Annotated in this window: 13 protein-coding genes, 1 tRNA gene, 1 other RNA gene and 1 pseudogene; 14 read left to right on the plus strand and 2 right to left on the minus strand. The window is 41.3% G+C overall.

Translation table 11 applies throughout. From position 1 onward, the window contains the following. Positions 1 to 12: 12 nt before the first annotated feature. The 8 genes from P7J58_RS03455 (at position 13) to galE (ending at position 5,580) form a co-directional block, all read left to right on the plus strand. Entirely contained in the window at positions 13 to 126 is a 114-nt protein-coding gene (locus P7J58_RS03455; protein WP_079268616.1) for an LPXTG cell wall anchor domain-containing protein, read from the plus strand. A 194-nt stretch (positions 127 to 320) separates the two neighbouring features. After that, on the plus strand, positions 321 to 1,457 hold the full coding sequence (gene hemW, locus P7J58_RS03460; protein WP_408555708.1) for a radical SAM family heme chaperone HemW: 1,137 nt from the start codon (positions 321 to 323) through the stop codon (positions 1,455 to 1,457). 15 nt (positions 1,458 to 1,472) lie between these two features. After that, a complete protein-coding gene (locus P7J58_RS03465; RefSeq protein WP_408555709.1) occupies positions 1,473 to 2,213 on the plus strand; it encodes an acyl-ACP thioesterase domain-containing protein in 741 nt (246 codons plus the stop codon). Further along, complete coding sequence (locus P7J58_RS03470; RefSeq protein WP_408555710.1) at positions 2,200 to 2,817, plus strand: NUDIX hydrolase N-terminal domain-containing protein; 618 nt, start codon at positions 2,200 to 2,202, stop codon at positions 2,815 to 2,817. Before P7J58_RS03465 ends, P7J58_RS03470 begins: the two co-directional genes overlap by 14 nt. A 9-nt stretch (positions 2,818 to 2,826) precedes the next feature. Next, the gene (locus tag P7J58_RS03475; protein ID WP_408555711.1) at positions 2,827 to 3,600 is read left to right on the plus strand and encodes a TIGR01457 family HAD-type hydrolase; all 774 of its coding nucleotides are present in this window, start codon (positions 2,827 to 2,829) and stop codon (positions 3,598 to 3,600) included. Then, positions 3,590 to 4,204: a TIGR01906 family membrane protein gene (locus P7J58_RS03480; RefSeq protein ID WP_408555712.1), complete on the plus strand. Its 615-nt coding sequence runs from the start codon at positions 3,590 to 3,592 to the stop codon at positions 4,202 to 4,204. The genes P7J58_RS03475 and P7J58_RS03480 overlap by 11 nt, the downstream gene beginning before the upstream one ends. An 83-nt stretch (positions 4,205 to 4,287) precedes the next feature. Further along, positions 4,288 to 4,464 carry a 30S ribosomal protein S21 gene (gene rpsU, locus P7J58_RS03485; RefSeq protein ID WP_000048054.1) on the plus strand — a complete coding sequence of 59 codons (177 nt, stop codon included), beginning with the start codon at positions 4,288 to 4,290 and terminating at the stop codon, positions 4,462 to 4,464. A gap of 102 nt (positions 4,465 to 4,566) precedes the next feature. Then, entirely contained in the window at positions 4,567 to 5,580 is a 1,014-nt protein-coding gene (gene galE, locus P7J58_RS03490; protein WP_408555713.1) for a UDP-glucose 4-epimerase GalE, read from the plus strand. Positions 5,581 to 5,661: 81 nt separating this feature from the next. Here the strand turns inward: galE and mscL are convergent, their stop codons facing one another. After that, positions 5,662 to 6,042 (minus strand): large conductance mechanosensitive channel protein MscL, encoded by a 381-nt coding sequence (mscL, locus tag P7J58_RS03495; RefSeq protein ID WP_408555714.1) that lies wholly within the window; start codon positions 6,040 to 6,042, stop codon positions 5,662 to 5,664. Positions 6,043 to 6,222: 180 nt separating this feature from the next. Here mscL and dnaG point away from each other — a divergent pair, with 180 nt between their 5' ends. The 4 genes and pseudogenes from dnaG (at position 6,223) to tnpA (ending at position 11,095) form a co-directional block, all read left to right on the plus strand. Continuing rightward, positions 6,223 to 8,013, plus strand: coding sequence for a DNA primase (gene dnaG / locus P7J58_RS03500; protein WP_043024950.1), 1,791 nt, complete (start codon positions 6,223 to 6,225; stop codon positions 8,011 to 8,013). Between the two features lie 2 nt (positions 8,014 to 8,015). Then, on the plus strand, positions 8,016 to 9,134 hold the full coding sequence (gene rpoD / locus P7J58_RS03505; protein ID WP_024378007.1) for an RNA polymerase sigma factor RpoD: 1,119 nt from the start codon (positions 8,016 to 8,018) through the stop codon (positions 9,132 to 9,134). 547 nt (positions 9,135 to 9,681) lie between these two features. After that, positions 9,682 to 10,005, plus strand: coding sequence for a metal-sulfur cluster assembly factor (locus P7J58_RS03510; protein ID WP_002935553.1), 324 nt, complete (start codon positions 9,682 to 9,684; stop codon positions 10,003 to 10,005). Between the two features lie 626 nt (positions 10,006 to 10,631). After that, positions 10,632 to 11,095 (plus strand): annotated as a pseudogene (tnpA, locus tag P7J58_RS03515) (IS200/IS605 family transposase). 143 nt (positions 11,096 to 11,238) lie between these two features. Here the strand turns inward: tnpA and P7J58_RS03520 are convergent. Continuing rightward, positions 11,239 to 11,832, minus strand: a complete 594-nt coding sequence (locus P7J58_RS03520; protein WP_024377438.1) for a TVP38/TMEM64 family protein — start codon at positions 11,830 to 11,832, stop codon at positions 11,239 to 11,241. Positions 11,833 to 11,941: 109 nt separating this feature from the next. Between P7J58_RS03520 and ssrA the strand changes: the two genes are divergently transcribed. Beyond that, positions 11,942 to 12,289, plus strand: a transfer-messenger RNA (tmRNA) gene (gene ssrA / locus P7J58_RS03525). Positions 12,290 to 12,291: 2 nt separating this feature from the next. After that, a tRNA-Ser gene (locus P7J58_RS03530) sits at positions 12,292 to 12,379 on the plus strand. The last annotated feature ends 47 nt before the right edge of the window (positions 12,380 to 12,426 follow it).

A 12,426-nucleotide genomic window follows, 5' to 3' on the forward strand; every position in this document is an offset into this window, starting at 1 on the left:
AAAGCTAAGCAATTGCCAAATACAGGTGAAAAAGCAACTTCAGCAACTTCACTTGGATTAGCAGTTCTTGGAATGGGATTAGCACTTTTCGCAGCAAAGAGAAAAAAAGACGAAGAAGAAGCTTAAAATAAGTCATTCATCGAAATCTTTTTGATAAGAAACTAGCTTTTCTCGAAAAGTTGAGTACAGATGGATATCTCTTGGTAAGTCATCCATCTGTACAGTTCAAAATAAAAAGGATCTAAGGTCATTAGACTTTAGGTCCTTTTGTTGTTTTGCTAAAAACATAAAAAGTCTAATAGTGTGCTATAATAGTTGGTATGAAAAAACAACCGACATCTGCCTATATCCATATTCCATTTTGTACCCAGATTTGTTACTACTGTGACTTTTCCAAGGTCTTTATCAAGAACCAGCCTGTTGATGAGTATTTGGAAGCCCTCATGGAAGAGGTCAAGTTTTACGACCTGCCAACCCTCCGCACACTTTATATCGGAGGTGGAACACCGTCGGCTCTCTCAGCAGAACAGTTGGACTACCTTTTGACCAATCTGGAGGAACTATTGGACTTGTCGCAACTGGAAGAATTTACCATTGAAGCCAATCCAGGTGACTTGACGGCGGACAAGATTGCAGTGCTAAAAAAATCCAAGTGCAATCGGGTGTCGCTTGGCGTTCAGACCTTTGATGACCGTATGTTGAAAAAAATCGGTCGTAGCCACAATCAGGCCCAGATTTATGAAACCATTGCTGCCCTCAAGGAAGCAGGTTTCCACAACATTTCCATCGACCTGATTTATGCCCTGCCTGGTCAGACCATGGAGCAGGTGGTGGACAATGTCGCCAAGGCCTTGGAGCTGGACATTCCCCACATGAGCCTCTATAGCTTGATTTTGGAGAATCACACGGTCTTCATGAACCGCCAGCGTCGTGGCAATCTCCATCTGCCCAACGAAGATGTGGAGTCCGATATGTTTGACTACATCCTGCAAGAGTTGGAGAAAAACGGCTTTGAGCACTACGAGATTTCCAACTTCACCAAGCCCGGCTTTGAAAGCCGCCACAATCTCATGTACTGGGACAACTCCGAGTATTACGGCTTGGGAGCTGGAGCATCTGGCTACATCGATGGTATGCGCTACCGCAATCGCGGCCCCATCCAGCACTACCTCAAGTCCATCCGCGAAAAAGGCCATTCTCGCTTACACGAAGAGTTTCTCAGTAAGACTGAGCAGATGGAAGAAGAGATGTTTTTAGGGCTACGGAAAAAAACTGGCGTGTCCATTGAGCGATTCGAGGAAAAGTTTGGCATTTCCTTTGAAGACCGCTACGGTCAGGTGGTCAGAGACTTGAAAAATGAAGGTCTCTTGCAAGAAGAAGACCGTTGGCTTAGGATGACCAAAAAAGGATTGTTTTTGGGCGATACAGTTGCTGAACGATTTATTATTACAGATTAGAAAAGAGCAAAAACGATGGGCTTAACCTACCAAGAAGAATTCACCATTCCCTTTGATATGGTGGATGTTAAACAAGAAATTAAACTGCCTGACTTTATTTCCTACTGTCTCGGTGTGTCAGGTCGGCAGTCGGAAGAACTGGGTCGCAGTGACCTCTATGTTTTTCAGGAATTTGGCTTGATTTGGGTGGTGACTGATTATGAACTAACTATTCAAAACTTGCCTAAGTACAATGAAACCATCACGATAAAAACAGAAGCGGTTGCCTACAATAAGTTTTTCTGTCATCGGATGTTCTATATCTACGATGAGGCGGGCAATCTTTTGTTGGACATTCTCTGCTATTTTGTCCTGATTGATTTTGAGACTCGCAAGGTGGCGCCTGTGCCAGAAGATTTGATTGCTCCTTATCAGTCTGAGCAGGTCAAGAAATTGCCTCGGGCTCCCAAGTATCAGCTCTTGGAAAATCCGTCTGTTCAAGAATTTCCTGTTCGTTATTTTGACTTGGATATGAATGGTCATGTCAATAATGGCAAGTATCTGGAATGGATGTATGAAGCACTGGGCTATGATTTTCTGCTCTGCCATGTCCCTAAAAAAATCCAACTCAAGTATCTTAAGGAAGTAGAGGCAACTAGCCTGGTGAGTTCGCGTATGGTGGCAGAAGCTGGTGTCAGCCAGCATGAGATTGTGGTAGATGGGCATATTCATGCGCAAGCTGTCATAGAATGGAGGGAAAGTCATGTCGCAGGATAAGTGGTTAGAATGGGCAGTGCGTTTACAAGCCTTGGCTCAGACAGGCTTGGCTTATGGAAAAGATGTTTATGACATGGAGCGTTTTGAAGAAATCAGGCAGATTGCGGCGGAAATGTTGGTAGAGCCATCTGGACAGCCCTTGGAAGTGGTGAAAGACTTGTTTTGCAATGAAACTGGCTATCAGACACCTAAGTTGGATACCCGCGCAGCTATTTTCCAAGAGGATAAAATCCTGCTGGTTCAGGAAAACGATGGGCTCTGGTCCTTGCCAGGTGGTTGGTGCGATGTGGACCAGTCCGTCAAGGAAAATGTTGTTAAGGAAGTAAAAGAAGAAGCGGGGCTGGATGTGGAGGCTCAGCGTGTGGTGGCAATTTTGGACAAGCACAAGAACAATCCTGCCAAGTCAGCTCACCGCGTGACCAAGGTCTTCATTCTATGTCGCTTACTCGGTGGTGAATTCCAGCCCAATTCGGAAACTCTTGCCAGTGGCTTTTTCAGTCTAGATGACTTACCACCGCTCTCACTTGCGAAAAATACAGCTGAGCAGTTAGCACTTTGCTTGGAAGCTAGTCGGTCTGAGCATTGGGAAACACGATTTGATTAAGGAGAAAGTATGACTTATCAAGGTTATTTGATTGATTTGGATGGTACGATTTATGAAGGGAAAAAGCGGATTCCTGCTGGTGAACGTTTTATTCATCGCTTGCAAGAACGTCAGATTCCCTATTTATTCGTGACCAACAACACCACCCGCCGTCCTGAGATTGTGCAGGCTATGTTGGCTGAAAACTTTAACATTGAGACACCACTTGAAACAATTTATACAGCCAGTTTGGCGACAGTAGATTATATGAATGATTTGGGCAAGGAAAAGACAGTCTATGTTATTGGAGAAGACGGGCTCAAGTCTGCCATTTTTGAGGCAGGCTATGTGGAAGACACGGAAAATCCAGCCTATGTTGTTGTCGGTTTGGATACTCAGTTAACTTATGAAAAACTAACCATTGCCACCTTGGCTATTCAAAAGGGAGCGACCTTTATCGGTACCAATCCTGATTTGAACATTCCGACTGAAAGAGGTCATTTGCCAGGAGCAGGCTCACTTATTGCACTTTTGAAAGCTGCAACCCGAGTAGAGCCGACCTTTATCGGTAAGCCTGAAGCCATCATCATGGACAAGGCTCTGGACATCTTGGGCACAGAACGCAGCCAAACGGTTATGGTGGGAGATAACTACCTGACGGATATTCGTGCAGGGATTGACAATGGATTTCCAACTCTTTTAGTCCTGACTGGATTCACCAAGCCAGAAGAGGTAGCTAGTCTGCCTATAGCTCCAACCCATGTCCTCAACAGCCTAGATGAATGGAGTTTTGATGAGAATTAAGTTACAGCTTGTTGGAACAGTATGTTTCACCTTGTCGGCAGCTGTTTTAGCAACCATTTATCTTGCTTGGTTAATCTATCCACTGGAAATTTCCTACTTAGGTTTGGAAAAGATTGTCTACATGAAATCGGCAGATGTTTCCTATAATTTCAATATCCTGATGAACTATCTGACCAATCCATTTGCAAGTGTTTTAGATATGCCAAATTTTTCATCCTCAGCTGATGGTCTGAAACATTTTGCGGATGTGAAAGGTCTCTTTCATCTGGCACAGCTTATTTTCCTGATTAGTTTGCCTGTTGTTTTCTATTTTTGGAAAGAAGTGGTGCGAAAAGGCTATGGCAAGCTCTATCGAACTGTTTTTATGTGGATGTCACTAGCTCCTTTACTTATTGCACTAGTGGGCTTGTTGATTGGTTTTGATAGCTTCTTTGTTCTTTTTCATCAGTTGCTATTTCCAGGTGATTCAACCTGGCTCTTTGACCCGTTGAAAGATCCGGTTATTTATATACTTCCACAGGAATTTTTCCTTCATTGTTTTATTATTTTCTTTATCCTATATGAGTTGCTTTGTTTGATGTGGCTTTGGAGAGTTAAAAAATAATATTAGCCAAGAAAAACCACTTGACAACGCAGTGAATTTACAGTAAAATGATTAGGACTTTGAAATTGAGGGGAGTGAAAATAATGTCAAAAACAGTAGTACGCAAGAACGAATCACTTGATGATGCTCTTCGTCGTTTCAAACGTGCGGTTACTAAAGCTGGTACTCTTCAAGAAACACGCAAACGCGAATTCTACGAAAAACCATCTGTAAAACGTAAACGTAAATCAGAAGCAGCTCGCAAGCGTAAAAAATTCTAATTGAATTTGAACAGCCTTCGGGCTGTTTTTTTGTTTACTTTTCACCCTATGTAACATATAATAGATATATAAAATTTTGTCCAAGTGAAAAGGAGAGCATACATGAGTATTTTGGTTACAGGTGGAGCTGGTTATATTGGTAGTCACACGGTTGTAGAGTTGTTGAAGTTGGGAAAAGAAGTCGTCATCGTAGATAATCTATCCAACTCTAGCATCTTAGTCTTGGACCGAATCGAAGCAATCACAGGCAAACGCCCAACTTTCTATGAGCTAGACGTGGCAGATAAGGTTGCCTTGCGTCAGGTTTTTGAAAAAGAAAACATTGAGTCAGCTATTCACTTTGCAGGCTACAAGGCGGTTGGTGAGTCTGTTGAAAAGCCAGTTATGTACTATGAAAACAACATCATGTCCACCTTGGCTTTGGTAGAAGTCATGGCAGAATTTGGTGTTAAGAAAATAGTCTTCTCATCTAGTGCAACGGTTTACGGTCTTAACAACCCATCACCTTTGGTGGAAACCATGCCAACCAGTGCAACCAATCCTTATGGCTATACAAAAGTCATGTTGGAACAAATCTTGCGTGATGTGGAAGTGGCAGACAAGGACTGGAGTGTTGCCCTTCTCCGTTATTTCAACCCAATCGGTGCTCATGAATCAGGCTTAATCGGTGAAGATCCAGCAGGTATTCCAAACAACCTCATGCCATTTATAGCCCAGGTAGCAGTAGGTAAACGCCCAGAACTCAGCGTTTTTGGTTCAGACTACGACACAGTTGATGGAACGGGTGTTCGTGATTACATCCACGTCATTGACTTAGCACTTGGTCACATCAAGGCCTTGGAAAAAATCTCAACAACAGTAGGTGTTCATACCTACAACCTCGGTTCAGGTCAAGGGACCAGTGTGCTGGAATTGGTTCAAGCCTTTGAAAAAGTCAATGGTGTGCCAGTACCCTATAAGATTGTAGACCGTCGGCCAGGTGATGTAGCAACTTGCTATGCTAACGCAGACAAGGCTCTGGCTGAACTCAATTGGAAAACAGAGAAAACCATTGAAGATATGTGCCGTGACACATGGAATTGGCAGTCTAAAAATCCAAATGGATATGAAGGATAAGAACAGATGTGAGTGTTGGCTCACATCTTCTTTTTCATAGTACAAAAAACAGGCACGGTGCCTGTTTCACTATCTTATTGATTATTTTTTCAACAAGTCACGGATTTCTGCAAGCAATTCTTCTTGAGTTGGACCAGCTGGTGCCTCTTCAACAGCAGCTTCTTCCTTCTTAGCCAAGCTTTGTGCTTTTTCAGCAGCCTTAACAATGAAGAAGAGAACAGTACCAACGATTAAGAAGTTGATAACAGCACTCAAGAAGTTACCGTACATAACACCGTTCCATGACAAGTCAGCAATTTTGTCTGCACCAGCAGCTTTCAAAGCTGGCGTCAAGAATAATGGAGTAATCACATCTCCAACCAATGACTTAACGATTTCACCAAATGCGGCAGCAATAATCACACCGACAGCCAAATCAATCACGTTTCCACGGAACAAAAAGGCTTTTAAATCTTTTAACATATCCTAAATATGTCCTTTCATAAATATTTTACTCTATATATTATAACCATTAAAAATATTTTACAAGTAATTTGTTTCAGAAATTTTACATTTTGACTTTTTTAGTATAAAATAGAGTATGCTAAACTAAGGGGATAGTGTCCACTTTTCGATTTAGAAAAAAGATATTGAGGAGGAAATATGCTGTCAAAAGATAGAATAACAGAAATTAAACAAGCCCTCAATATTGTGGATGTAATTGGTGAAACTATTGCACTGACTAAAGCTGGACGAAACTATATTGGCCTTTGTCCTTTTCATGGCGAAAAGACACCTTCTTTTAACGTTGTCGAGGACAAGCAGTTCTATCATTGTTTTGGATGTGGGAAGTCTGGCGATGTATTTAAGTTTGTCGAAGAAGTTCGTGGTGTTTCTTTTGCAGATGCGGTAGCTATCTTAGCTGAGAAGGCAGGGTTTCAAGTAGATGTAACTCCTTCCTATCATCAAGAGGAGAAAAGGGTTAGTCCGCATCAGGTACTGTATGATATTCATCGGGATGCTGCAAAGTTTTATCATGCCCTTTTGATGACAACCAAAATGGGTGAGAAAGCTAGAGCTTATCTACACCAACGTGGCTTGACAGATGATGTCATAAAAACATTCCAGCTAGGCTTAGCTCCTGCCGAACAGAATATTCTTTACCAAAAACTATCAGGTCAATATGACGAAGAAAGTCTATTGAATTCGGGTCTTTTCAATCCCAGTGAGCAGAATATGATTTTCGATGCTTTTCAAGGGCGGATCATGTTTCCGCTAACTGATGAATATGGTCGAGTGATTGCCTTTTCAGGTCGGATTTGGACAGATAAAGACTTACAGAATAAGCAGTTAGCCAAGTATAAAAACTCTCGTAGTACAGAGATATTCAATAAAAGTTACGAATTATATCATTTGGATAAGGCCAAGGCGGTCATCAAAAAGCAGCGGGAAGTTTACCTGATGGAGGGATTTCTAGATGTCATTGCTGCTCATCGTGTAGGGATTGATAATGCAGTGGCTTCCATGGGAACAGCTTTGACAAGAGAGCATGTTGCACACCTAGCTAAGTTTTGTAAGAAAATTGTTCTGACTTATGATGGGGATAAGGCTGGACAGGCAGCTACCATGAAGGCGTTGGACGAACTACAAGATTTTCAGGTTGAAATCGTGAGCTTGCCAGATAATATGGACCCAGATGAATTTTTGCAGAAAAATTCGGAAGAAGCCTTGCAACAGGTTTTAACCAAATCACGAATCAGCGATGTAGAATTTTTGATTCAATACTTGAAACCTGAAAATCCTGACAATCTACAAATGCAGATTGAGTTTGTAGATAAGATTGCACCAATTATTGCCAAAGTATCATCCATTACAGCTCAAAATTCTTATATTTATAAGGTGGCGGATTTACTTTCTGACTTTGATTATAATCAGGTGGAACAGGCAGTAAATGCTGTTCGTCTGAACCAGCGGCAGGAGAGAACACAACAGGTATTTCAATCACAGACTGGTCAGTCTTATTTGCCACCAGTCCAAACGATTGCTCGTATAACGAGTCTTATTCGAACAGAAAACCATTTACTTTATCGGATGGTTGAACATCCTTATATTCTCAATGAGTTCCGTTTACGAGAAGATTTTTATTTTGCGACGCCAGAATTGCAAGCTATTTATGATATGTTAAAAAAATCTGGGGAAATTACCAGTTTTGAACTATCACAGCTGAACGATTCCGCTCAACAGGCTTGGTATCGTATGCAGGAAGAACGTTTACCTAATGAAGTGTCTCCACACGAAATTGAAGAATTAGAAATTCGGCGAGACAAGGAATTGTTGAAGAAGGAGAACCAGCACCTAGCGCGGAAAATCCGTGAACATTCCCATGTGGGAAATGCAGATATTGCCCTCGATGAGTTGCAAAAACTCCTCGATAGAAGAAGACAAATGGAGTAAATATGACCAATAAAAAAGATAAAAAAACAGAAGTAACTACTTTTGATGTACAAGTTGCCGAATTTATCCGTAACCATAAAAAACAAGGTTCAGCTACAGACGATGAAATCAATGACCAACTGGTTATTCCATTTACGCTTGATGCTGACGGAATCGATGATTTGCTCCAACGTATTCAGGACGCAGGGATTTCGATTGTCGATAAAGAAGGGAACCCTTCTGCTCGTGCTATGCAGGTAGAGGAAGAACCAGGATTATCTGATGAAGAATTGCTCGGAAGCACTTCTGCAAAAGTTAACGACCCGGTCCGCATGTATTTGAAAGAAATTGGTGTTGTACCTCTTTTGACCAACGAGGAAGAGCAAGAATTGGCATTGGCGGTTGAGGCAGGGGACCCAGAAGCGAAACAACGTTTGGCTGAAGCCAACTTGCGTTTGGTTGTATCCATTGCCAAACGCTATGTCGGGCGTGGTATGCAGTTCCTTGATCTTATCCAAGAAGGAAACATGGGCTTGATGAAGGCCGTTGATAAGTTTGACTACTCTAAAGGATTCAAGTTTTCAACCTATGCAACCTGGTGGATTCGTCAGGCTATCACTCGTGCCATTGCGGACCAAGCGCGTACAATCCGTATCCCTGTTCACATGGTAGAAACCATTAACAAATTGGTCCGTGAACAACGCAATCTCTTGCAGGAATTAGGTCAGGATCCAACTCCTGAGCAAATCGCTGAGCGTATGGATATGACGCCTGAGAAAGTTCGTGAAATCCTCAAGATTGCACAAGAGCCAGTGTCTTTGGAAACCCCAATCGGTGAAGAAGATGATAGTCATCTTGGCGATTTTATCGAAGACGAAGTCATTGAAAATCCAGTTGATTACACAACTCGTGTCGTTCTTCGTGAACAGTTAGATGAGGTATTGGATACTCTTACTGACCGTGAGGAAAACGTATTGCGTCTTCGTTTTGGTTTAGACGATGGTAAAATGCGTACGCTTGAAGATGTTGGTAAAGTCTTTAACGTAACCCGTGAACGCATCCGCCAAATCGAAGCCAAAGCCCTCCGTAAACTCCGCCACCCATCCCGCAGCAAACCACTCAGAGATTTTATAGAGGATTAAAACACCACTGGCGTGGTGTTTTAACCCGAGCCTAGAAATAAGAAAGCGAGGTTAACCTCCGGGGGAGGTTTTTAACCGCTCGCTGAAAACTGGAAACGAGCGAGAGTTCGGGGAGGTTTTGACACAAACTTCGTTTGCTTCATCTCCAACCTTCAACAGTCTCCCAGACTGTTGAAGCCTGCCCAGAAATAAGAAAGCAGGCTAACCCAGTGGTGTTTTAACCCGAGCCTAGAAATAAGAAAGCGAGGCTAACCTCCGGGGGAGGTGATCGACGTTTCTCATATCATTCGACCATAATGATGTGAGAAACTAGTAAGTCGTCTAGGCAATTCTATTGGGAATTGCCGTTTGTTAAGTAGTTTTTTGAAGCACTCAACTTTGGCGAGTTGAACCGCTACTCTTGAAATTAGAAAGCGAGCGTCCAGTGAACTTATTTTGACACAAACTTTGTTTGTTTCATTTCCAATCTCCAATAGTTCATGGCTTATTTGGATGAAATTTTTGTTCATTTAGATGACATTGCAACAGTGAAAAGAAAGAGAGAAAAATGACGTACACAGAAGATCAAATTAAAGACATTCAGGAGCGTATTTTTCATGCTCTTGAAGATGTGATTGACCCAGAGTTAGGGATTGATATTATCAATCTAGGTTTGATTTACGAAATACGTTTTATCGAAGGTAAGGCTGAGATTGATATGACTCTGACAACCATGGGTTGTCCATTAGCTGATCTAATCACCGATCAAATTCATGATGTACTGAAGGATGTTCCTGAAGTAACAGAAGTAGATGTGAGACTGGTTTGGTCACCAGCTTGGACCGTTCAAAAAATGAGTCGTTATGCTCGAATTGCATTAGGAATTAAATAAAAAAAACAAAATGGTTTCGAACGTTTGAAGCCATTTTTTTATTAATGTTTGGATTTTTTGTAAAAAATATTAAAAATTATACTTGTCAAAGAGAAATTTCCGTGTTACAATAAACAGGCCTAGGAAAAGTAGTCATACCTATTCTAGCAAATATCAGACCTATATGGGATGGGTAGCTCTGCTATTTATCATAACCAAAGCCTACGGACAGGCGGGTCGAATGCCGAAGCGTGGCGTAAGCCACATTATTGATAGGGTTAAAAGCCTACATTTTATAAGTTGATTTTAGGGTTCATCCCTAATTCGTATATCAAATTTAGTGTGGTGAAAGCACACGTCATCTTGTGAAACGGTCAATAAAGTACGTATATATTTGCACTGGAGAGTAGGAAACGGTAGGCACATAAACTCAAGAGAAGAATAAAAAGCGTCGATTTGGATTGTAGAGCAGGATGAACCCTGCTCTTTTTGCTTTGTTATGTGACTTTTAGTCCGTTACGCTCCATAAGGTGCGTGACAAATAAACCACCCGCTATGCGGGTGCGCGACGAAGGTTATACCAAAAAAACTCCAAACGCGATACAATAAAGGTGTTCAAGCCTATTGTAAAGCGAAAGGAGAAAAGTATGGCGCAAAAGGCACATAGTTTATCACATACAAAGTGGCTGTGTTCTACCACATTGTCTTCACCCCTAAGTATAGACGAAAAATTATCTATAATCAATATCGAAGTAGTCTTGGAGAGATATTTCGACGATTGTGTAGTTATAAAGGTGTTGAAATTATCGAAGGTCATCTGATGCTGGATCATGTTCATATGTTAGTCAATATTCCCCCGCGGTTAAGTGTATCCAGTTTTATGGGCTATTTAAAAGGCAAGAGTGCTCTTATGATGTTTGATAAACACGCCAATCTCAAATATAAATTTGGCAATCGTCATTTCTGGGCAGAGGGATATTATGTAAGTACGGTTGGACTTAATGAAGCCACAATTAAGAAATATATACAAGAACAGGAAAAACATGATCTAGCACTTGATAAATTGAGTGTAAAAGAGTATGAAGATTCCTTTAGGGATAATGGCAAGTAGTACGAATGCCTCTTTAAGAGGCTAGTGACGAGTCAAAAGCAGTGAGGCTTGAACAAAGTGAAAGCCAGCGTCTTTAGGCGCTGGCTGGTGATGTGGGCTTATAGCCCTTGTTCAAACCACCCGTTTTCACGGGTGGTTATGACTTATCCTAACAATTGCTGCAACCATTGGCTGCCATAGATCCAAAAGAAGCTATAGGCCACAACTGAGAAAGGGCGACAAAGTAAAGTAATCATAATAAATTTCCGATAGCTCATGCTTGTTAATCCAGTAATCATCACCACTATGTCAGCTGGAGAAATGGGAGAAAGCATACAAAGAACAAAGAAAATTTCATAACTACGTTTATTATCAATTTTGCTTTCATATTTGTAAAACGTATCTTCAGACATGAAGAGGAGACAAAATTTCTTTCCATAGCGACGAGCCAACCAGAAAAGGATGATACTACCGATTGAAATTCCAAGATAATTGAGAAAGAATCCCCACCAAAAATGAAATACGAGGAAACCTACAACAGTCGTAACACCGCCTGGAATAATCGGAAATACAACTTGAATAATCTGAATAGCTAAAAAAGAGAGGCTACCTAAAGCACCTTGGCTTTTGATTAAATCGCTTAAGACATTTTGATCGTTCAAAATGCCAATCTTATAGAGCCAAAACAGAAAAATAGCAGTCCCGATAAGGGTCAAAATACTTAATACTTGAATGGTTTTTTGCCAAAATTTATACATACTTTCATTTTACCATATTTCAAAATTTTTTTAAATTGTAAGGAAAATGTAAAATAATTTTGCTATTTATAAAAAATTCTGCTATAATAATTCCTGTATCAAATCCTACGGGGTTGTTACGGATTCGACAGGCATTATGAGGCTTGTTCTGCAACTCATCGGCAGATGTAAAAATGCCAGTTAAATATAACTGCAAAAAATACAAACACTTACGCATTAGCAGCTTAATAACCTGCCTGCGTGACCATTCGCGAATTGCTTGTGTTTGCTGATTGGTCTTAAAATAGCAAGCTACGTTGGGATTGAGTCAGGCAGTTCCAAAAGAGATTTACTGACTCGCTTGGTCTAGGTTTGAGTTATGTATCGAGTTCAAGTTAAAGCAAGACATAACCTATGGTTGTAGACGAATAAGTTAGCAGGTGTTTGGACGTGGGTTCGACTCCCACCAGCTCCATATATGGAAGATTACTCAAGAGGCTCAAGAGGCCGTGTTGGAAACGCGGTAGGCGTGTAACAGCGTGCGTGGGTTCGAATCCCATGTCTTCCGTATGGCAAGAACGATGAAAATCGTTCTTTTTTTCTTGCACTTGAAAC

Source organism: Streptococcus suis, assembly GCF_046032535.1.
GTDB classification, from domain to species: domain Bacteria; phylum Bacillota; class Bacilli; order Lactobacillales; family Streptococcaceae; genus Streptococcus; species Streptococcus suis_AK.

What these genes read in the sequence shown, in the direction of transcription:
- P7J58_RS03475 (WP_408555711.1), top strand. Translation starts at nt 2,827, where the DNA reads ATGACTTATCAAGGTTATTTGATTGATTTGGATGGTACGATTTATGAA.
- galE (WP_408555713.1), top strand. Translation starts at nt 4,567, where the DNA reads ATGAGTATTTTGGTTACAGGTGGAGCTGGTTATATTGGTAGTCACACG.
- rpoD (WP_024378007.1), top strand. Translation starts at nt 8,016, where the DNA reads ATGACCAATAAAAAAGATAAAAAAACAGAAGTAACTACTTTTGATGTA.
- rpsU (WP_000048054.1), top strand. Translation starts at nt 4,288, where the DNA reads ATGTCAAAAACAGTAGTACGCAAGAACGAATCACTTGATGATGCTCTT.
- P7J58_RS03510 (WP_002935553.1), top strand. Translation starts at nt 9,682, where the DNA reads ATGACGTACACAGAAGATCAAATTAAAGACATTCAGGAGCGTATTTTT.
- mscL (WP_408555714.1), bottom strand. Translation starts at nt 6,042, where the DNA reads ATGTTAAAAGATTTAAAAGCCTTTTTGTTCCGTGGAAACGTGATTGAT.
- P7J58_RS03520 (WP_024377438.1), bottom strand. Translation starts at nt 11,832, where the DNA reads ATGTATAAATTTTGGCAAAAAACCATTCAAGTATTAAGTATTTTGACC.
- P7J58_RS03470 (WP_408555710.1), top strand. Translation starts at nt 2,200, where the DNA reads ATGTCGCAGGATAAGTGGTTAGAATGGGCAGTGCGTTTACAAGCCTTG.
- P7J58_RS03480 (WP_408555712.1), top strand. Translation starts at nt 3,590, where the DNA reads ATGAGAATTAAGTTACAGCTTGTTGGAACAGTATGTTTCACCTTGTCG.
- P7J58_RS03465 (WP_408555709.1), top strand. Translation starts at nt 1,473, where the DNA reads ATGGGCTTAACCTACCAAGAAGAATTCACCATTCCCTTTGATATGGTG.
- hemW (WP_408555708.1), top strand. Translation starts at nt 321, where the DNA reads ATGAAAAAACAACCGACATCTGCCTATATCCATATTCCATTTTGTACC.
- dnaG (WP_043024950.1), top strand. Translation starts at nt 6,223, where the DNA reads ATGCTGTCAAAAGATAGAATAACAGAAATTAAACAAGCCCTCAATATT.